This window comes from Bradyrhizobium sp. RDI18 (assembly GCF_043203335.1).
Classification (GTDB): domain Bacteria; phylum Pseudomonadota; class Alphaproteobacteria; order Rhizobiales; family Xanthobacteraceae; genus Bradyrhizobium; species Bradyrhizobium retamae.
In genome coordinates, this window is the sequence record NZ_JBICRN010000008.1 from 6,173,194 (window position 1) to 6,192,464 (window position 19,271).

A 19,271-nucleotide genomic window follows, 5' to 3' on the forward strand; every position below is an offset into this window, starting at 1 on the left:
TCCTCCAGGCTCACGCGGAGCCGCTGTGTGTCAATTCGTCGCATATCAGCCGGAAAACCCGCCGCTGTCCAGAAGGACCTTTGCGTGGGCGGACCGGATCTCAAAGATTTCGTCTAGGGCCTTGAAGTGCGTTTTTGGCCTTCGGCACTTGCCTGACCGAAAGTGAAAGGCCAATTGCTCGGCACACGTCCGAACAGGCACCGTGCTTTGCGTTGCCTTGGCCTGGCTATGGCGCCTGAATAAGGCGCGATGACGAAGGCGGCCACGGCCTCGGGTCGAACGCGCCGCTGATGATTGAGGGGAAATCGATGCACGAGAATGCTCAATCCGGTCGAGAAGCCGATCGAAGCAGCGGCCGCAAGATGCGGCTGTTCTCCGCCGCCCTGAGCATGTTCGGCGCAAAGGTTCAGATCGCTGCACACGAGAAGGACATCGATTTCGAACTGGTCATGGTCCCCTTCACCCAGAAGGAGGGTTATGCGCCGAAACATCCGGAAGTCCTGCGCATCAATCCGAAGCGCCAGGTTCCGGTGCTGATCGATGGCGATCTCGAGATTTTCGATTCCACCCAGATCTTCGAGTATCTGGAAGACATCAAGCCGAGCCCTGCGCTGTGGCCCGCAGATCCTGCCGCGCGAGCCTGGGCTCGCCGGCTCGAGCATGAATCGGACGAGGTCTATTTCCCGCATATCATCAAGTTGATGCCGCTCTGGAATACGCCAAGCGATCCCGCCGGGAAGCCCGCGCGCGAGGCCGCTGCTGCCTATTATCGAACCATGGAGCGTGTCCTTGGCGACCGCGAGTTTCTCGCCGGCGAATATTCCTTTGCCGATATCGCGTTCTATATGGCCCAGCTCTTCGGTGCCCGCATGGGTGCCGACATGACCGGCGAAACGCCGAGACTTCTGCAATGGCGGCAGCGCATGACGACGAGACCGGCCGTCATCAAGGTCGTTCGACCGATGGCCGACTATTTGCGCAGCGATGGCCGAAGCGTTCCAGCGTTTCTCTCGCCAATAGCGACGTGATCGACGCCGCGGCTACGCACGCCTGTTCGTCTCCGGCTATGCCCGCACTACCGCGGGCGGAAACACGATCTCGATCAGCGTGCCGGAGCGGCCGCCGGTCTTGATCTGGAATTTGGCGCGGTTGGCTTCGACGAGCGCCTTGGTGAGCGACAGGCTGACGGCCGCACTCTCGGACTGATCCGACGGCGCCCGCGTGCGGAACGGCTCGAGGGCTGCGGCAACCTGGTTGTCGTTGAGGCCGTGGCCTGTGTCGCGGACCCGCAGCATCACCTCGCCGAAATCGGACAGCGCGGTCGAGACGATGACCTGGCCGCCGGCATTGGCGAGATGGATCGAATTGCCGATCAGGTTCAGCGTGATCTGGCGCAACGCCTGCGCGTCCGCGATCACAGGCGGCAGCGTGTGCGCGAGCGAAGTGCGGATGATGATGCGCTCGCGATTGGCCTGCGGCTGCATCACCGCCACGCAGCTCTCGACCAGCTCGTTGAGATTCTGGTTGGTGAAGGCGAGATCGAGTTTGCCGGTTTCGATCCGAGAGATCGAGCAGGTCGTTGACGATGGCGATCACGTGTTCGCCGGCGGCGCGGATGTCCTTCATGTATTCGCGGTAACGCTCGTTGCCGAGCGCGCCGAAACGCTCCCCGATCATCACTTCGGCAAAGCCGATGATGGCGTTCAGCGGCATTCGCACCTCGTGACTGATCCGGGCCAGCACGTCGGCCTTAGCGTTGGCGGCGCGTTCCGCCAGCCGTCGCGCCTCGCGCAACTCGCTCTCGGTCTTCTTGGCCTGCGAGAGATCGCGGAACACCGCGAAGAAATTCGGGCCGTCCGGGCGGGTACGGCCGATGGTCATCGACAGCGGAATGATGCCGCCCTTGCTTTCGCGGCCGAGCACCTCGCGGCCGTGATCGAGCAGGCTTTCGACGCCGGAGGCCTTGATGCCGGCGAGATATTCGAACACGCCGTGCTGGCTTTCGGGCGCAAAGAGATCGGCGAGATTGCGTTGGACCAGTTCGTCGCCGTCATAGCCGAACAGCGCTTCGGCGCTGCGGTTGGCTGCATGGATGTTGCCTTCTGCATCGAACATCAGGAGGCCTTCGGCTGTAGTGTCGAGGATGGCGGCGAGTTCTTCGGCGTTGGCATGGCCGACATCGGACGGTTCGGGGATGTCCAGCTCCGCTGCCGGCTCGGCTTGCGAGATGGCGGCCGCGATTGCCGCGCCCTCATGGCGCGTGGTCGAGAAGATCAGGGCCAGCGCCGAATCGCCGTCCCATGAAATCGTGTGGAGGCGGGCCTCGGCGGCCGATGACGGCGCATCGGCATCCGCAGGCCCGCTTGCGGAAATCGTCACCGGCCTGCCGGTGTCCGATGTCGAGGACGCATTCGACGTGCCGGGTTCGACATAGAGCGCGTCGAGGCCGCCGGCATCTTCCAGCGCATGCAGGCTGGCATAGCCCATCTGCGTCAGGAAGGCGGGGTTGGCATATAGCAGGCGGTCGAGCCGGTAGATCAGGATGCCGACGGGTAAGAGATCGAGCAGCGCCTTGTCGCGCGCGGCTTCGCCATGCGCGGGCGGTTCGGGCGGCGCCAGCCATTCGGGCGGCTCGCCGGCTGGTTCGCGCGCGAACGATGCGACGGTTGGTTCAAAGATCGTTTCACCGGTGACGTTCGGCACCGCCTCGTTACCATTGTCGGTGTCGAGCCGCGCCGACAATTGCCGCGCGAGTTCGTCGAAGGCGCTGTTCTCGACCGGCGTCAGCGATAGCTGCTTCGCCTCGCCGGGGGCGCGGAATGGCACGACGTTGGGAGCGCCTGCTGGCAATTCCATCACGGTGTCCTTCAGGGCTCCGTTGGCGCTTTCCTTGACGCTTTGCTCGACGCTTTCCTCAACGCTTTCCTTGGGAGGTTCCACGGGCGTTTCCAAATCGTTTTGATGTGAAGTCTCGGCGGCAATCGGTTCGGGCAAATCGTCGACCAAGGGCGGTGCAACGCCCGTCGGGCTGGGAAATTCCGGGGCGGGCGGTTCTTGCGGCATTGCCATCTCGCCGGACAATTCCGCCAGGCGCAGGGCGGCGAGCCGGGCCAGCGCCTCGAAATCGCGGCAGACGCCAAAGCCGCGATAGCCGGTGAAATTCCGCTGCCCGTCGAAAATCGGCAAGCCGGACAATTCAACCGGCAGAGTGCCGCCGCCATCGACCGGCCAGTTCAGCATGATGCCGCTCCAGGTCGCGCATGTGGCGAACGCCTTCATCACCCGCCCGTCGGGATCGAGCGCAAATCTCTCGGCGATCTCGCGCCATGGCCGCCCGAAGCCGGCCGTGGTGCGCGGGCCGATCAGGCCGGTGAATTCGTCGGTGCCGAGCGTGAAGCGGCCTTCCCGATCCATCTGCCAGGTGAAGCGCAGCGGCAGGCGGCGCGTCGGCTGGCCGGCGAATGCTTCGAGCGCCGGGAATGGCGTGCGTGGAGGAGGCTCAGTCGCAGCCGGCTCCTCCGCGGCGGCAGGCTCGGCAAACGCATCGAACAATGCAAACTCGGCGGGCGCTTCGCCCGATTGCGCGGGCTGTTCGTAATCGGGAGCCGGCTGCGGCACGGCCGCTTGCTCCATGACGGGCGCGCTCGGCTGCGGAGTTGGTGTTGACGCTGTGGCCTCGGGCTGCATCTCGTTCTCGGGCGGCTCATGCGCCCGCGCCGGTCGCGGCGCGATCAGCGCGATGTCGCCGGCCGCGATCAGGACACCATGGCTGCCATTGGGAAAGTCGAACCGCGAACAGCCGCAGGTCGCAAGCATGCCGGGCGCCGCGCCAAACCCCTGTAACCGCTCCAGGCGGATGGCGCCGTTGGCGAGCAGCCGTCCTGCGAGCCGCGCGATCTGCCGCCGGTGCCGGTCGGCCGGTCCGAAGGTCTTCTCAGCAAGGGCTGCGGCGCTGGCGGCGCCGAACAGGCGGGCGCCGGCCGGATTGGCCCACAGGATCCGCCTGCCGTCGGCCGTCCACAGCCATGCAGGCAGGCGGCTCGCCGCATAGGCCGCCAATCGCGGATCGCTCTGCGTCCGCCACTGAAATTCCGCGTCCTTCATCGCAACTACAAGACCGTCCGGCGTCACGATCGGCAGCCAGAATGCCGATAACGTTAAGGGATCGTTACTATCGCAAGCCGGCGGTGGCAGGTCCACGGCCCGGCCGGTCGGCAGTGATTTAAGCGGCGGATAACCTTAACCCCGGCTGGACCCTTTGGCTGGCCGCCGCGTTGGGTGGTTGCAAACGGCCGTCAAGGGTTCAACGGGGAACCTCCCCGGCGCCGCATCCGTCCCCGGAGCGGCCCCTGACGGTATCCGGACGCAATCCCAGCCAATGCAAAGGAACGCACCATGAGTGACGAAGTGCGAGACCGTTTCGAGATACCCAAGGAAATGCGATCGATGGCGGAAGCGAGCCTGGAGCAGGCCCGCAAGACGTTTGAGAAATTCGTCGCCGCCGCGCAGACCACCGCGGATACCATCGAGGAGCGCAATGCCACGGTGCGCGAGGGCGCCAAGGATGTCCGGCAGAAGGCTGTCGCCTATGCCGAGAAGAACGTGCAGGGCTCGCTCGATTACGCGCAGTCGCTCCTGAAGGCCAAGGATCTGGCCGAGGTAACGCGGCTGCACAGCGAATATGTGCAGGGGCAAATGCGTGTGCTGGCGGAGCAGGCCAGCGAGATGAGCCAGATCGTCGGCAAGGCCGCCATGGATGCGGCGAAGCCGAAAGCCTGACCCCGTCCGCAGCGGGCAGTACTGCAACCGCCAAATGGACCGGCTGGAACGCGCATCCGGTGCGGATTGCCCATGTGGCGTTGCACCAGAAATTGCAGTGCGTTGCACAAATTTGACACGATATGGGTGCTTATTGGGCGAGCCCGTGGATGGGCAAACTTCCGTGAGTGCGTGTGTACGTGATCCCTTTCGGCGTTCCGGTCATCCGCCCGGCACCGCCAGGGGAACATCGATTAACCCCATTGTGAAGGATGCAAGCCGTGACCAGCTCCACCGATCCCTTCTCCGCCGCCATCATTCCCTTCGAAGTTCCCGAGCAGATGCGCGCACTCGCCGAAAAGGGCGTTTCGCAGGCCCGCGACAGCTACGCCAAGTTCAAGGATGCAGCCGAAACCCATAACGGCACCATCGAGGCCGTGTTCACCACGGCCAGCAAGGGCGCCAGCGAGTACAACGCCAAGCTGATCGAGTTCTTCAAGGCCAACACCTCGTCCTCGCTCGATTTCGCGCAGGAGTTGCTCGGCGTGAAGACGCCGGCGGCAGCGCTCGAACTGTGGACTGCGCACGCCAAGAAGCAGTACGAGACCTTCACCGCGCAGGCCAAGGAGCTTGCCGAGCTTGGCCAGAAGGTTGCGACCGAGACCGTCGAGCCGATCAAGGCCTCCGCCTCGAAGTACTACAAGCCCGCCGCCTGATCGGGCCCGCATCGCCAACGAAAAGCCCGGGCGAAGCGGCCCGGGCTTTTTGCTGTCACGGGACCATTTTGCGGGCCCCGGCGCGATCCGCGTTTGAACGCAACACGCGCCCAAAACGACTATAATCAGATGCTTCCCGGCCTTGCCAAAGGCCGGCGTTGCACCTAGTTTCCGGCCCATTCGCGACCCCTCTTTTGGGGGCTCCGCGTGAGGGATGCAGTTGTAGCTCAGTTGGTTAGAGCGCCTGTCTGTGGAACAGGAGGTCGGTGGTTCGAGCCCACCCAACTGTACCAGCTTTTCACTCCCCTGAATTGCCGCCCACCTGCCGCGACACTTGTGCTGTGGCGCGTTGTCCAGCCGTGCTTGCCAAGCCCCACCCGTTCACCCAGTATTTCGGGAATCATTGCGGCTTGGGGGAATTCATGGCGATTTTTCGGATCGAAAATTTTCAGCTCGGATTGTTGCTTGCCGCCGCGCTCGCGGTTTCGATCTCGCCCGCGGTCAGTCAGACCTACACACCCGAACAGGAGCAGGCCTGCACCGGGGACGCATTCCGCCTCTGCAGCTCCGATATTCCTGACATCAGCCGCGTCACCGCCTGCATGGTGCGCAACAAGTCGCAGCTCTCGCCGGCTTGTCGGGCGCACTTCCGTCCCGAGTCCGATGAAATCACGGCCCGGCCCGTGGGCCGGCCGACCGTCATCCGGCCGGCAGCCCCGCGCAAAGCTGCTGCAGCCAAGCCGCGCAAAACCAAAAAGCCGGCGAAACCTGCGACTTGACGCGCATTACGCCATTTTAAGGTTTCCTCGCGCGGCAGACTGACGCCTTGTTTGCGGCGTCTGCAATGAACATCTCCCATGGGGAAGAGGAGAGGGTTCATTGATAGATCACAGTAAAGAGCTCGACCGGCACTTTGCCTGGTTCGAGAGGAAGCTGCCGCCGGGGCCGGCGAAGTTCGTCGGCTGGGTGCGCAAGCCGTCGTCGATCTACGTCCGGGTACCGCTCGCCATACTGCTGGTCGTCGGCGGCTTTCTCAGCTTCCTGCCGGTGCTCGGCCTCTGGATGCTGCCGCTCGGACTCCTTTTTGTTCGCGCAGGACATCCCGCCGCTGCAGAAGCCGTTGTCGCTGGGGCTTGGATGGATCGAACGCAAATGGCTCGAACGCCAGCGCGCAAAGCTCGAACGCGAGCGCACAAAAGGCGCGCAGTGAGCCAGGCAAGGTGAGCCTTTCGATTCCTTCTCAAGGTCACCGGGGTTGCACGGTGTGACTCAAAAACCAGCCTTATTGGCAATTAAGTGGCTTCATCGCGGTGGGTGATAAATTTTTCTTTCACGAATCACCGCGCTGATTCATTTTCGGCTTCTGGGGTCAACTGGAGGCCAAGATATGAACGTAATTGTTTTCGCATCACGTAAGGGGGCTCGGGAAAGAGTACCCTGGCTGCTCACCTCGCTGCCCATGTTCACAAGGCAACGAAGCCCATCCTCCTGGTCGACGCCGACCCGCAGGGATCGCTTACGCTCTGGCATAAATTGCGCGGCACCAACGAGCCGCCGATCAAGCCCGCGGTGAATTCCGTCAGCGGCATCGTCGCTGCCGCCAAGCGCGACGGCATCGAATGGGTGTTCATCGACACGCCGCCGAATTTGTCGGCCGTCGTCGACGATGCGATCCGTAACGCCACCATGGTGATCATTCCGGCGCGGCCCGGCGTGTTCGACGTCAACGCGGTGCAGGAAACCATTCAGACCTGCCGTTCGGCGCGCAAGCCCTACGCGGTCGTGATCAACGGCGCGCCTGCCGAACGCGACGGCGCCGAGAGCCGCATCGTCAGCATCGCGCGTGAAGCGCTGGCGAAATTCCGCGCGCCGGTGTGGAGCGGCCAGATCACCAACCGCGCCGATCTCATCATGGCGCTAAGCCAGGGCGAAGGCGCCCGCGAATATTACGCGGAAGGCCGGGCGGCTGCGGAGATCAGCAGGCTGTGGGGCGCGATCGAACGTTCGATCAAGGCGATTCGCGGAACGGCGTCGGCATCGGGCGCCATGCACAAGCAGGCGGCGTAACAACGCCGCTCTCGATCTGCCGGACTGATAAAGAACGCGCGGGCTCCGCGCGTTTTTCTTTTGGTGTCCTTACGCCACCATCAGCACGTAGAACACGACGACCGGCGACAGTGTCAGGATCACCGACCAGACGCCGACGGCCCACAGAATGTCCTCGGTTGAAAAGCCCTGTTGTCCAGGAATGCTGTTATTCTCGAAATGCACGACGCGCCCCCGCGTTTTTCTGTTGTATGGGGGATGTTGATACGCGAACGGCTTTAAAAAGCCGGTTGCGATTTCGCTTGCATTTGAGCGCACCTGCTACCGCCGATTAACCACCGCCATGTCTGGTTAACATTCCCTGACCGCACAGCGTCAAAGTCGATCGAAGCCTCGCCCGTACCGTTAGAATTTTATGCGTATGGATCTCCCGCTTAGAAAAACGACGGGGGAAAAGTGATGAGCACGCACGACAAGAAATTTCCGATTGCCGAGTACGCCCAGAGCATGCACGACGTTCTCCTGGTGTCGTCATTCGCCGCCTGGACGATGCTGCTCGGCTTCGCGCCCGTGATGGCCTATCGCCTGCTGGTCAGCTAATTCCATTTCTCCCTCTCGCCATCGGGCGAGAGGGAGCCGATGCCATCGTTTAAGCCCGCCGCAAAAGCTGTGGCCTCCGCCGCTCGATCTCCTCGTCGAGCAACGCTGCCAACTCTGCGCTTATCTCCACCATCGGCAGGCGAACCTCGGCGCTGTCGATCAGTCCGTTGCGCGCCAGCCAGTATTTTGCGGGCGCCGGGCTCGGCTCGGCAAACAACAGCCGGGTCAGCCGGGAGAGTTCCTTCCAGCACGTCCGCGCGCCGTCGCGGTCGCCCTGCGCGAGCAGCGTCCGCAGCGATGCGAAGGCCGCGGTCTCCAGATGCGCCGACAACAGGATCGCGCCATCGGCGCCATCGGCGAGCGCGTCGTGATACTCCGCGTCTTCGCCGGTCAGCACGCGAAAGCCTGCTGGCCGTCTCGCCAGAAGGTCAATCGACTGCGCGCGGTCGGCGCCGCAATCCTTCATGCCGACGATGTTCGGATGCTGCGCAAGCTGCAGCAACGTCTCATTGGTGAGGCTGACGCCTGTCCGGTAGGGAATGTTGTAGAGCACGATCGGCCATGAGGCGTGATCGGCGAGCGCGGTGAAGTGCTGCACGAGGCCGCGCTGCGTCGGCCGGATGTAATAGGGGCTCGCGATCAGATAGCCGTCGATCGGCCAGGTCGCCGTCTCATCCAGTGCATCGAGCATCTTCGCGGTGGAGGCACCGGACAGGCCGAGCAGGATCGGCAAGTGGCGCCGGGTGGCGGCGAGCTCGCTCTGCGTCAGCGTCACCAGCCGCTCCAGTTCGCCTGCGCGGAGCGACATGCCTTCGCCCGACGTCGCCGCGAGAATGAAGCCGTCGACGGGGCCTGCCGCATAGTGTCGGACAAGCCGGCGCAGCGACGCCTCGTCGAGTTCGCCGTCGCGAAACGGCGTGATCAGCGGCAGCCACAGGCCCTGCAGCCGGCTTGCCAAGTCGTTGCTTGCCAAGTCGTTGCTTGTCAGGTCGTTGGTCGAAGGGGCAGTCATCGTTCCATCTCCTTGGGGTAAGCGCCGGAGACGGGACCAACAAAAAACCCCGTCCAGACGGCGGGGTTCGGGATCGTGGGTTCGCGACAGACTAGCGCGCGCGTCGATCTCGGGTCCCCGGATGGGGACCTTTTTCGACGACAGTGCTGCGCACGAACTCGTGATCATGTGCGGATGATGGAGGCCGAGAACCTCAATGTCAATCTGTGCGGGAACATGACACTGACGCGAAAAAAAGCCGGGCCCGAAAGAGCCCGGCTTGAGGTATTGGCCACGTGAGGCCGACACAATCACCTTCCAAGAGGGATTACTGAACCGCCGCGTCACTGGAGGAGGGGGACATATGCGCGACGCGACCGCTCAGCCTTTGAGCACTATGATCCTCATCAGTGCCCTGCAGCAACCGTCCAAGCCGCATGTCAGTCATGCGGAGAGCGGGGCCTCTATAAAATAGGCTAATCCGGAAAGCGGAAGACGAAGCGCCACCGTTTTTACGAGGGCCAGCGCTGCGCCTTGCTCACCACGAAGTCGCGGAATACCTGCACGCGTGCGACCGTCTTCAGCTCTTCGGGATAGACGAAATACGTGTCCACCGCGATCAGATCGGTTTCGCCGAACAACTGCACCAGGCGGTTGTTCTCCTCGACCAGATAGTCGGGCAGGGCGGCGATGCCGAGTCCCTGCTGGCAGGCGCGAACGAGCCCCAAGATGTTGTTCACCTTGAAGTAGGCCTCGCGCGGGCCCGAGCCGTTGCGGCCGGCATCGATCAGCCAGCTCCGGTTCTGCAGATGCGGCGGCACCTGCGCATCGCCGAGCATGATGATGCGGTGCGAGTCGAGGTCGTCCAGCGTCCGCGGCGTACCGAAGCGCTTGATGTATTCCGGCGAGCAATAGGCATGGAAGCCGATCGAGAACAGCTTGCGCTGGATCAGGTCGGGCTGGGTCGGCTTGCGGGTCCGGATCGCGACGTCGGCCTCGCGCATCGACAGGTCGAGATCCTCGTCGGTGACGATCAGCGAGATGCGGATATCAGGATAAAGCGCGGTGAACTCGTCGAGCCGCGGGATCAGCCAGTTGATGCCGAGCGCGGGCGGCGTGGTGATCTTGAGGTCACCGCTCGGCCGCTCGCGGCTGTCGGTGAGTTTTGCGCGCGCCGCCTGCAACTGCATGAAGACATCATGCGCCGTGCGGAACAAAAGATCGCCCTGTTCGGTGAGGATGAGCCCGCGCGCGTGGCGGTGGAACAGCGACACCGCAAGCTCCTGCTCCAGCGCGCTGACCTGCCGCGATACCGCGGATTGCGAGAGCCCCAATTGCTCGCCGGCATGGGTAAAGCTTCCCGCTTCCGCCGCCGCGTGAAAGACCTTCAGCTTGTCCCAGTCCATGTCAAATCCGTCTCGTGTTCTAGGCATGACTATTCAGCCGCCGCGCGATCGCTCGCGCGCAAAGCCAGGAAGCGTTCGGCCTCAAGGGCCGCCATGCAGCCGAGGCCGGCAGCCGTAACCGCCTGGCGGTAAGTTTCGTCGGCCACGTCACCGGCGGCGAACAGGCCGGGTATCGAGGTTGCGGTCGAGTTCGGCGCCACCTCGACATAGCCTGATGGCCTCAGCTTGATCTGGCCTTTGACGAGGTCGGTTGCCGGCGCATGCCCGATGGCGATGAAGACGCCGTCGGCCGCAACACGCGTGAGTGCGCCGGTCTTGACGTTCTTCAGCCGCACATGGGTAACCTTGCTCGGGTTCTCGGCCCCGCAGATCTCGTCGATCGCCGAGTCCCACACCACCTTGATCTTCGGATTCTTGAACAGGCGGTCCTGCAGGATGCGCTCGGCGCGGAAATGATCGCGGCGATGCACGATCGTGACCTGCGAGGCGAAGTTGGTCAGGAACATCGCTTCCTCGACCGCGGTATTGCCGCCGCCGACCACGATCACTTCCTTGCCGCGATAGAAGAAGCCGTCGCAGGTCGCGCAGGCCGAGACGCCAAAACCCTTGAACTTTTCTTCCGAGGGAATGCCGAGCCAGCGCGCCTGCGCGCCGGTGGCGAGGACCACGGTTTCCGCCAGATAGACGTCGCCGCTATCGCAGGTCAGGCGGAACGGCCGGTGCGCCAGTTCGAGTTTGTTGACGAAATCGGTGACGATTTTGGTGCCGACATGGGCCGCCTGCTTCTCCATCTGCTCCATCAGCCACGGGCCCTGGATGACGTCGGCAAAGCCCGGATAGTTTTCCACGTCGGTGGTGATGGTGAGTTGTCCGCCGGGCTGGATGCCCTGGATCAGCACCGGCTCCAGCATCGCGCGCGCCGCGTAGATCGCCGCGGTGTAGCCGGCGGGGCCGGAACCGATAATGACGACCTTGGCATGAATAGGCGCAGGCATCGGCGGATCCCTCTCTTATTCGGGGCTTTGTTTTGACTTTGAGCAGAAGCGCCTGGAAGGAGGTCGACGGCGCTGAAAGTGTCAAATCCAAGTCTAAGATATCTGGGTAGCTATGCAAGAATTGCAATTCATCCCAGCGAATTTTCCCCGGAACTGAAGTAACAATCGCGAAATATGGCGTCGTGCGCGCAATAAAATTGCGCAAGCTGCCCGGCGTGCGCTAAGAGAGTTGCCAGTAAGGCCAGCCCACGCGGCCAGAATTAGGGAACCCGACGCGCGTGTCGAAGAATCTTGACGAAATCGACCTTCGAATTCTTGCCGAAATCCAGGCCGACGGCCGAATCACCAACGTGGAACTCGCCAAGCGCGTCGGTATATCGCCGCCGCCCTGCCTGCGCCGGGTCCGCACGTTGGAGGAAGAAGGCTACATCCAGGGCTATCGGGGCCTGTTGGATCCGCGTCGGCTAGGCTTCGACGTCACCGTGTTTGCTTCGGTTCATTTGTCGAGCCAGGCGGATGCGGATTTGCGTGCGTTCGAGGATTTTGTCCGCGCCGAGCCTCTGGTGCGGGAATGCTGGATGCTGTCGGGCGAAGTCGACTTCATCCTCAAATGCGTCGCGCCCGACATGGCGACGTTTCAGGATTTCGTCACGCACCTGACGGCCGCGCCGCACGTACGCAACGTCAGGACGTCGCTCGTGCTGCACAATTCGAAATATGAAGCGGCGGTGCCGCTCGATGTGAAGGTGGCGGGGTGAGGTTGAGAGTCATTCCGGGTTCGCGTCTTCGACGCGCCCCGGAATGACGTGCTTAGGAAACGGCGCTCAGCTTTTATTTCTTCCGCATCGCGTCGACGCTGTACGGGCCGCCGCCTGCAGTCGAAAGATACAGGCAGGCGAAGCAGAACAGGATCGCGAGCGTGCCGCCGTTGATGAGCGGAAAAAAGCTCCTCGGCGCATGACCGATGAAATAGGCAAAGGCCATCTCGCCGGCAAGAATGAAGGCGACGGGCTGTGTGAACAGTCCGATCAGCAAAAGCCCGCCAAAAATCAACTCAATCGCACCGGCGGCTCCCGATAGCGACATCAATTGCACCTTGTTGAGGAAGGCGGCAGCGTTACCCTCCGGAATTGTCGGAAACTTCAGAATCTTCGCGACACCGTACTGAAACAGCAATAGCCCGGTGATGAAGCGAAACAGGCTCAGCGCCGGCGGTTGCCATTTCGCGAGCATCTTGTCGATTTGTTCCATGTCATAGTCCCCCTTTGTTTGACGCGCTAGAACCTAGCGCCACGAGATTACACGGTCTTGTCGAATCGCGTGTGATGCCGACACAACACCCCCGAGATTGAATCATTCCCCTTCACCGCGCCGCTTCGCGACATTGTTGCGATTGCAGCGCAGCACGATACCGCCTCGCCAACAGCCTGCAGCTCATCGCCGCGGATGTTTCGCAACGCCGGCACGCCCCCGCTCCAGTTAGTTATAATCTATAAACATCGTCCGGGATTCGGATATTCTGAAATCCGCCGCACCACTACTCACATTCCTGTCAGTACAGCAGCAACAAAAAAGCCGCGTGGAGAACGCGGCTTTGTCGCAACAGTAACTTGCAGGTGACTACAGCATGATCCGGAAGAACGTCATCGCGCTCTATCGCCACTCGACCTTGGTGATCTCGTAGGCCTTGGCGCCGCCGGGAGCCACGACCTCCACGGTCGAGCCCTTCTTCTTGCCGATCAGGGCGCGAGCCAGCGGCGAGGTGATCGAGATGCGGCCCTTCTTGGCGTCGGCTTCCGGTTCGCCGACGATCTGCCACACCGCTTTCTTCTCAGTGTCCTCGTCGACCAGTGTGACGGTCGCGCCGAACTTGACGGTGTCGCCGGACAGCTTCGAGATGTCGATGATGTCGGCGCGCGCGAGCTTGTCCTCGAGCTCGGCGATGCGGCCTTCGTTGTGCGACTGCTCTTCCTTGGCCGCGTGATATTCCGCGTTCTCGGAGAGATCGCCATGCGAGCGCGCCTCGGCGATATGCTCGATGATGCGCGGACGCTCCACCGACTGGCGCTGCTTCAATTCGATCTCCAGGGCGGCATACCCGCTAGCAGTCATCGGAACCTTGTCCATCATCTCTTTCCGTCCTTCCCTCGTGCGAGCCGCCAGAAGTTGCGCGCACAAGCAACGCTTTCGATTTCGATCAGGAACTCGACACACGAACCCGCCAGCCCGTTGATTTAGGCCCCGTCAGGGGCCTTACAACATCAAACGGGCGGTGGGTTCCAGCCATGCCGGCTTATTGCCGATCGTTTCGCAGGCATTTTCGCCCGGCAAACGATCAGTTTTCGGAAAAATAGCTCTGTAGCGTGCGGACCTCAAGGTCCCCGCCCAGATAGGCGCGGATGCCCTGGGCGGCCGCAACAGCACCCGAAAGAGTGGTGTAATACGGCACTTTATGCAAGAGGGCAGCCCGCCGCAGCGAACGGCTGTCGGCCAGTGCCTGCGGCCCTTCGGTGGTGTTGAAAACGAGCTGAATGTCGCCATTGGTGATGGCATCGACGATGTGCGGCCGCCCTTCCAGCACCTTGTTTACCTTCTCGGTCGGAATGCCCTTGTCGGCGAGGAAGCGCTGGGTGCCCGATGTGCCCATCACCTTGAAGCCGAGCGAGTGCAGAAGCCGGACCGCCTCGGCGATACGGGTCTTGTCGGTCTCGCGCACCGAGACGAAGACGGTGCCCTTGCGCGGCACGCGGGTGCCGCCGCCGAGCTGGCTCTTGGCAAAGGCAATCTCGAACGAGCGGTCGATGCCCATCACCTCGCCGGTCGAGCGCATCTCCGGACCGAGCACGGTATCGACGCCGGGGAAGCGCGCGAAGGGGAAGACGGACTCTTTGACGCCGACATGGCCGAGCTGCTTCTTCTTCAGCTTGAAATCGGCGAGCTTCTCGCCGGCCATGATCCGTGCAGCGATTTTCGCCACCGGCGTACCGACGACCTTGGCGACGAACGGAACGGTGCGCGACGCCCGCGGATTGACCTCGAGCACGTAGATCTCGCCGTCCTTGATCGCATACTGCACGTTCATCAGCCCGACCACGTCGAGGCCGAGCGCGAGGTCGCGGGTTTGCCGCTCGAGCTCCTCGATCATCTTCGCATCTAGCGAATGCGGCGGCAGCGAACAGGCGGAATCGCCGGAGTGAATGCCGGCTTCCTCGATATGTTCCATGATGCCGACGATGAAGGTGTCGTTGCCGTCGCAGAGGCAATCGACGTCGATCTCGGTAGCATCGGACAGATAGCGGTCGAACAGCAGCGGGTTCTTGCCGAGCACGGTATTGATCTGCCCGGTCTTGTCGTTGGGGTAGCGCGCCTTGACGTCGGCCGGCACCAGCTCGGGGAGCGTCCCGAGCAGGTAATCGTCGAGCTGGGTTTCCTCACGGATGATCTGCATCGCGCGGCCGCCCAGCACGTAGGACGGACGCACCACCAGCGGCAGGCCGAGATCGGCCGACACCAGCCGTGCCTGCTCGACTGAATAGGCGATGCCGTTCTTCGGCTGCTTTAGCTTCAGTTTGTCGAGAACGCGCTTGAAACGGTCGCGGTCCTCGGCGAGGTCGATGGCGTCGGGCGAGGTGCCGAGGATCGGCACGTCGGCAGCTTCCAGCGCGCGCGCCAACTTCAGTGGGGTCTGGCCGCCGAACTGCACGATCACGCCGTGCAGCGTGCCGTTCTGCCGCTCGGTGGCGACGATTTCCAGCACGTCCTCGGCAGTGAGCGGCTCGAAATACAGCCGGTCGGCGGTGTCATAGTCGGTCGACACCGTCTCCGGATTGCAGTTGATCATGATGGTTTCATACCCGGCATCGTCGAGCGCGAAGCAGGCGTGGCAGCAGCAATAGTCGAATTCGATGCCCTGGCCGATCCGGTTCGGGCCGCCGCCGAGAATGATGACCTTCTTGCGGTCGGAGGGCGCGCTCTCGTCGGCCAGCGCGCCCGCGAACGGCGCTTCATAGCTCGAATACATGTAGGCGGTGGGAGAGGCGAATTCGGCGGCGCAAGTGTCGATGCGCTTGAAAGCGGGGCGTACGCCGAGCGCGTGACGCTTCGCGGTGATCTCGGCTTCGGTGGACTCGGACAGTACGGCAAGCCGTGCGTCGGAAAAGCCCATCGCCTTCAGCATGCGCATGCCATAGCCGTTCGGCGGCAGGCCGTGCGTCCTGATCTTCGTTTCCATGTCGATGATGCCGCGCATCTCGGCGAGGAACCACGGATCGATCTTGCACGAATTGAAGATGTCTTCGTTCGACCAGCCCAGCCGCATCGCCTGCGCCACCTGCAGGATGCGGTTCGGCGTCGGCGTGCCCAACGCGGCGCGGATCGCGTTCTTGTCGTCGCCGCGGCCGAGCCCCTCGATCTCGATCTCGTCTAGGCCGGTCAGTCCGGTCTCGAGCCCGCGCAACGCCTTCTGCAGGCTCTCCTGGAAGGTGCGGCCGATCGCCATGACTTCGCCGACCGACTTCATCGAGGTCGTCAGCGTGGTGGAGGCGCCGGGAAACTTTTCGAACGCAAAGCGCGGGACCTTGGTCACGACATAGTCGATGGTCGGCTCGAACGAGGCGGGCGTGGCGCCGCCGGTGATGTCGTTGGCGATTTCATCGAGCGTGTAGCCGACCGCGAGCTTGGCGGCGACTTTTGCGATCGGAAAGCCGGTGGCTTTTGATGCGAGCGCCGAGGAGCGCGACACGCGCGGGTTCATCTCGATCACCACCATGCGGCCGTCGTCCGGGTTGACGCCGAACTGCACGTTGGATCCGCCGGTCTCCACGCCGATTTCGCGCAGCACCGCGATCGAGGCATCGCGCATGATCTGGTACTCTTTGTCGGTCAGCGTCAGCGCCGGCGCCACGGTGATGGAATCGCCGGTGTGCACGCCCATCGGATCGAGGTTCTCGATCGAGCAGACGATGATGCAATTGTCCTTCTTGTCGCGCACCACCTCCATCTCGAACTCTTTCCAGCCGAGCACGGATTCCTCGATCAGCACTTCGTTGGTCGGGGAGGCGTCGAGCCCGCGTTCGATGATGTCGAGGAATTCTTCCTTGTTGTAGGCGATGCCGCCGCCGGTGCCGCCCATGGTGAAGGAGGGGCGGATGATTGCAGGCAGCCCGATTTCGGACAGCGCCATCAGCGCCTCGCCGAGCGCGTGCTCCTGGTAGCGCTTGCGGCGCTCGTTTTCGCCGATCGTCCATTGCCGTTCGAGCTCATCCAGCGCGTCGCCCGATAGCTTCTCGCGTTCGGCGAGGTATTTGTCGCGATAGGACTTTTTCAGCGCCGAGGCATTGGCGAGCCGCGATTTCGGCGTCTGAAGACCGATCTTCTCCATCGCGTTGCGGAAAAGCTGGCGGTCTTCTGCCTTGTCGATCGCGTCAGCGGTGGCGCCGATCATCTCGACGTCGAATTTGTCGAGCGTGCCCTGACGGCGCAGCGACAGCGCACAGTTCAGCGCGGTCTGCCCGCCCATGGTCGGCAACAGCGCAAAGCCGCCGGGAATGACGTAGCGCTCCTTCTCGATGATCTTGGCGACGATTTCGGGCGTGATCGGCTCGATATAGGTCGCATCCGCCAATTCCGGATCGGTCATGATGGTGGCCGGATTGGAATTGACGAGGACGATACGGTAGCCCTCTTCCTTCAGCGTCTTCACCGCCTGGGTGCCGGAATAATCGAATTCGCAGGCTTGGCCGATCACGATGGGACCGGCGCCGATGATCAGGATGGTGGAGATATCTGTTCTTTTGGGCATCAGCTCTCAGACTGGATTTTGGGCACAAAAAAGGGCGCGCAGCCGCGCGTCCCCTAAGCCAAGAGCGCGGGTCACCCTCGCGCGCGGGTGGTCTTTAGACCAGATTCCGCACCCGCGAAACCCCCAAAGACCCCTCATCAACCGCGATTTTGGAGGAAGTTGCGGTGATTGCCGAGGCCCGGCTTCGCCCTCCGGGCTACGCCGCGGCAGCCTTCGCTACGACAGGACTTGCCGAGCCGAGGTCCGCCTTCGCTCCGCTACGGCGCGACAGCCTTCGCCACCGCTGGCTTGCCGAGCCGAAGCTGCGGAGCAGCGAAGGCTGGAGGCCCGGCCTGGATTTGAACCAGGATAAAGAGCATTGCACTGCTCCCGCGTCGACGCTTCCGCCACCGGGCCGTAGCAATCATTGCCCATCACGGCGCGGTGAACCATCCTTACCGTGCTTTAGGGTTAAAACAACCTCAACGCGCGTCGCGCTCAATGGCGTTGGAATGCGTGCCGCGCGACGAAGGTCATCCGCCACGGGTTGTGGCCGATGTTCTGATGCGCGCGGGAGGCGGTGAAGCCGGAGGCGGCGAGCTTCTCGATCATCTGGTCTTCACTGTAGCGCTGCAGCCCGACGCGCGTGCGGAGTTGGCGGTAGTCCGACAGCGCCGTGCTCGCAAGGCCATAAAGCGCGTCTTTCAGGAAACCGTGCGCGGCGGCGAATTTCAAGAGCGCCAGCACGTCTCTGGCCATGCCGACTTCCGGCCGCAGGATATCGCCGAGCACCAGGCGACCGTTGGGCTTCAACAACCGGCGAATGACGGCAAGCGCCGAATCCAGCTCCCCTGGCGTCATGTATTGCGCGACCGAATTCATGACGACGAGGTCGACCGAGCTTTCCGCCATTCGTGTGAGATCCTCGAGCGAGCGGACGCGGATCTTGGTGTTCGGCGCAAAACGCGCGATCAGCCGGCCGCGGACGCCGGGCGCCGGTTCGGCCAGATAGAGTTTTGCGCAGGCGTCCGCCACCTTGGCAGCCGACAGCGCTTCGCCGCAGGCATAGTCCAGCACGACCGAGTCGGGCGAAGCGATATAGCCGATGATATCGCGCGCGATGATCTGGAAATGCAGGTCGCGATGCAACCTGCTCGCATAAATCGTATGCGTGGAATCGTAATAGTCGATCCATTCATCCATGCGCGCGTCCGGCAAAACAGCGGGTTCCGGCATCGGAACCAGCCTGAAAGTGATGCGTTAGGTCGTCCGGCGGCCGATGTCCACCGCCGCCGGTGTCCGGTTCCTAACAGGAAGGTGTAACGTGAGCAAAACCAATAACAAATCCGACAAGGTATCCCCTGACCTCGACACGCCGACCGACCTGCCGCCGGCCGCTGTCGAGAAGATTTCGGCATCGCTTAACGTCCTGCTGGCGGACGCCTTCGCGCTCTACCTGAAGACCAAGAACTTCCACTGGCATGTCAGCGGCCGGCATTTCCGCGATTATCACCTGCTCCTGGACGAACAGTCGGAAGCGATCTTTGCCACCACCGACCAGCTCGCCGAACGGGTGCGCAAGCTCGGCGGCATCACGCTGCGCTCGATCGGGCAGATTGCCAAGCTCCAGACCATTCAGGATAACAACGAGGCCTATGTGCCGCCACGCGAAATGCTGCGCGAACTGATGGAAGACAACAAGAAGATGGCGGCGGCGATGCGCAAGGCGCACAAGCTCGCGGATGGCAATGAGGACAGAGGCACCGCCCAGTTGCTCGAACTGTTCATCGACGAGACCGAGCGCCGCACCTGGTTCCTGTTCGAGGCCAGCCGTCAGGAAAGCGCCAACGCGGCGTAATTCACCGTCTCCGTGTGGGAGTGGATTTGCCAACGGGTGGCGCCAAACGCCGCCCGATCGGACATTCCCGCCGTCTTCCGGTCGATCTTAGTTGACGTGCGGTGCCCAGATTAAAGGTGGCT

At 62.7% G+C, this 19,271-nt stretch carries 15 protein-coding genes, 2 tRNA genes and 3 pseudogenes; 10 read left to right on the forward strand and 10 right to left on the reverse strand.

Annotated elements, in window-relative coordinates; translation table 11 throughout:
• Positions 1-308: 308 nt before the first annotated feature.
• A complete protein-coding gene (locus ACFXS9_RS38850; RefSeq protein WP_392698594.1) occupies positions 309-1,028 on the forward strand; it encodes a glutathione S-transferase family protein in 720 nt (239 codons plus the stop codon).
• A gap of 36 nt (positions 1,029-1,064) precedes the next feature.
• On the opposite strand, the pseudogene ACFXS9_RS38855 reads toward ACFXS9_RS38850, so the two are convergent.
• Positions 1,065-4,104, reverse strand: a pseudogene (locus ACFXS9_RS38855) (PAS domain-containing protein).
• A gap of 291 nt (positions 4,105-4,395) precedes the next feature.
• Here ACFXS9_RS38855 and ACFXS9_RS38860 point away from each other — a divergent pair.
• From ACFXS9_RS38860 to ACFXS9_RS38885, 6 genes and pseudogenes are all read left to right on the forward strand, one after another.
• Entirely contained in the window at positions 4,396-4,779 is a 384-nt protein-coding gene (locus ACFXS9_RS38860) for a phasin family protein (RefSeq protein ID WP_213288784.1), read from the forward strand.
• Positions 4,780-5,039: 260 nt separating this feature from the next.
• Positions 5,040-5,474: a phasin gene (locus ACFXS9_RS38865; protein ID WP_392698596.1), complete on the forward strand. Its 435-nt coding sequence runs from the start codon at positions 5,040-5,042 to the stop codon at positions 5,472-5,474.
• A gap of 216 nt (positions 5,475-5,690) precedes the next feature.
• Positions 5,691-5,767 (forward strand) — tRNA-His (locus ACFXS9_RS38870).
• 129 nt (positions 5,768-5,896) lie between these two features.
• Positions 5,897-6,253, forward strand: a complete 357-nt coding sequence (locus ACFXS9_RS38875; protein ID WP_392698597.1) for a hypothetical protein — start codon at positions 5,897-5,899, stop codon at positions 6,251-6,253.
• A 100-nt stretch (positions 6,254-6,353) separates the two neighbouring features.
• Positions 6,354-6,684, forward strand: a pseudogene (locus ACFXS9_RS38880) (hypothetical protein).
• A gap of 177 nt (positions 6,685-6,861) precedes the next feature.
• A pseudogene (locus ACFXS9_RS38885) lies at positions 6,862-7,541 on the forward strand (AAA family ATPase).
• Between the two features lie 69 nt (positions 7,542-7,610).
• Here the strand turns inward: ACFXS9_RS38885 and ACFXS9_RS38890 are convergent.
• The gene (locus ACFXS9_RS38890; RefSeq protein WP_334364992.1) at positions 7,611-7,745 is read right to left on the reverse strand and encodes a hypothetical protein; all 135 of its coding nucleotides are present in this window, start codon (positions 7,743-7,745) and stop codon (positions 7,611-7,613) included.
• 234 nt (positions 7,746-7,979) lie between these two features.
• Between ACFXS9_RS38890 and ACFXS9_RS38895 the strand changes: the two genes are divergently transcribed.
• Entirely contained in the window at positions 7,980-8,120 is a 141-nt protein-coding gene (locus ACFXS9_RS38895) for a hypothetical protein (protein ID WP_392698599.1), read from the forward strand.
• 49 nt (positions 8,121-8,169) lie between these two features.
• Here ACFXS9_RS38895 and dapA read toward each other — a convergent pair whose 3' ends face one another.
• The 3 genes from dapA to trxB form a co-directional block, all read right to left on the reverse strand.
• Positions 8,170-9,132 carry a 4-hydroxy-tetrahydrodipicolinate synthase gene (dapA, locus tag ACFXS9_RS38900; RefSeq protein ID WP_392698601.1) on the reverse strand — a complete coding sequence of 321 codons (963 nt, stop codon included), beginning with the start codon at positions 9,130-9,132 and terminating at the stop codon, positions 8,170-8,172.
• Between the two features lie 491 nt (positions 9,133-9,623).
• Positions 9,624-10,544: a LysR family transcriptional regulator gene (locus ACFXS9_RS38905; RefSeq protein ID WP_392698603.1), complete on the reverse strand. Its 921-nt coding sequence runs from the start codon at positions 10,542-10,544 to the stop codon at positions 9,624-9,626.
• 2 nt (positions 10,545-10,546) lie between these two features.
• Positions 10,547-11,512 (reverse strand): thioredoxin-disulfide reductase, encoded by a 966-nt coding sequence (gene trxB, locus ACFXS9_RS38910; RefSeq protein ID WP_392698605.1) that lies wholly within the window; start codon positions 11,510-11,512, stop codon positions 10,547-10,549.
• A gap of 278 nt (positions 11,513-11,790) precedes the next feature.
• On the opposite strand from trxB, the gene ACFXS9_RS38915 reads away from it, so the two are divergent.
• On the forward strand, positions 11,791-12,270 hold the full coding sequence (locus ACFXS9_RS38915; protein WP_028350193.1) for an Lrp/AsnC family transcriptional regulator: 480 nt from the start codon (positions 11,791-11,793) through the stop codon (positions 12,268-12,270).
• Between the two features lie 73 nt (positions 12,271-12,343).
• Here ACFXS9_RS38915 and ACFXS9_RS38920 read toward each other — a convergent pair whose 3' ends face one another.
• The 5 genes from ACFXS9_RS38920 to ACFXS9_RS38940 all read right to left on the reverse strand — a co-directional run bounded on the left by ACFXS9_RS38920 (position 12,344) and on the right by ACFXS9_RS38940 (position 18,494).
• Entirely contained in the window at positions 12,344-12,754 is a 411-nt protein-coding gene (locus tag ACFXS9_RS38920) for a DoxX family protein (RefSeq protein ID WP_392700244.1), read from the reverse strand.
• Positions 12,755-13,165: 411 nt separating this feature from the next.
• Positions 13,166-13,639 carry a transcription elongation factor GreA gene (greA, locus tag ACFXS9_RS38925; RefSeq protein WP_156908795.1) on the reverse strand — a complete coding sequence of 158 codons (474 nt, stop codon included), beginning with the start codon at positions 13,637-13,639 and terminating at the stop codon, positions 13,166-13,168.
• Positions 13,640-13,847: 208 nt separating this feature from the next.
• Positions 13,848-17,312: a carbamoyl-phosphate synthase large subunit gene (carB, locus tag ACFXS9_RS38930; RefSeq protein ID WP_392698608.1), complete on the reverse strand. Its 3,465-nt coding sequence runs from the start codon at positions 17,310-17,312 to the stop codon at positions 13,848-13,850.
• A gap of 320 nt (positions 17,313-17,632) precedes the next feature.
• Positions 17,633-17,708, reverse strand: a tRNA-OTHER gene (locus tag ACFXS9_RS38935).
• Between the two features lie 81 nt (positions 17,709-17,789).
• Positions 17,790-18,494 carry a class I SAM-dependent methyltransferase gene (locus tag ACFXS9_RS38940; protein ID WP_392700246.1) on the reverse strand — a complete coding sequence of 235 codons (705 nt, stop codon included), beginning with the start codon at positions 18,492-18,494 and terminating at the stop codon, positions 17,790-17,792.
• Between the two features lie 121 nt (positions 18,495-18,615).
• Between ACFXS9_RS38940 and ACFXS9_RS38945 the strand changes: the two genes are divergently transcribed.
• Positions 18,616-19,149 carry a Dps family protein gene (locus tag ACFXS9_RS38945; protein WP_392698610.1) on the forward strand — a complete coding sequence of 178 codons (534 nt, stop codon included), beginning with the start codon at positions 18,616-18,618 and terminating at the stop codon, positions 19,147-19,149.
• Positions 19,150-19,271 lie beyond the last annotated feature (122 nt).

Coding starts and splice junctions, on each gene's coding strand:
- greA (WP_156908795.1), bottom strand. CDS start 13,639: ATGGACAAGGTTCCGATGACTGCTAGCGGGTATGCCGCCCTGGAGATC.
- ACFXS9_RS38940 (WP_392700246.1), bottom strand. CDS start 18,494: ATGGATGAATGGATCGACTATTACGATTCCACGCATACGATTTATGCG.
- carB (WP_392698608.1), bottom strand. CDS start 17,312: ATGCCCAAAAGAACAGATATCTCCACCATCCTGATCATCGGCGCCGGT.
- ACFXS9_RS38875 (WP_392698597.1), top strand. CDS start 5,897: ATGGCGATTTTTCGGATCGAAAATTTTCAGCTCGGATTGTTGCTTGCC.
- ACFXS9_RS38860 (WP_213288784.1), top strand. CDS start 4,396: ATGAGTGACGAAGTGCGAGACCGTTTCGAGATACCCAAGGAAATGCGA.
- trxB (WP_392698605.1), bottom strand. CDS start 11,512: ATGCCTGCGCCTATTCATGCCAAGGTCGTCATTATCGGTTCCGGCCCC.
- ACFXS9_RS38905 (WP_392698603.1), bottom strand. CDS start 10,544: ATGCCTAGAACACGAGACGGATTTGACATGGACTGGGACAAGCTGAAG.
- ACFXS9_RS38850 (WP_392698594.1), top strand. CDS start 309: ATGCACGAGAATGCTCAATCCGGTCGAGAAGCCGATCGAAGCAGCGGC.
- dapA (WP_392698601.1), bottom strand. CDS start 9,132: ATGACTGCCCCTTCGACCAACGACCTGACAAGCAACGACTTGGCAAGC.
- ACFXS9_RS38895 (WP_392698599.1), top strand. CDS start 7,980: ATGAGCACGCACGACAAGAAATTTCCGATTGCCGAGTACGCCCAGAGC.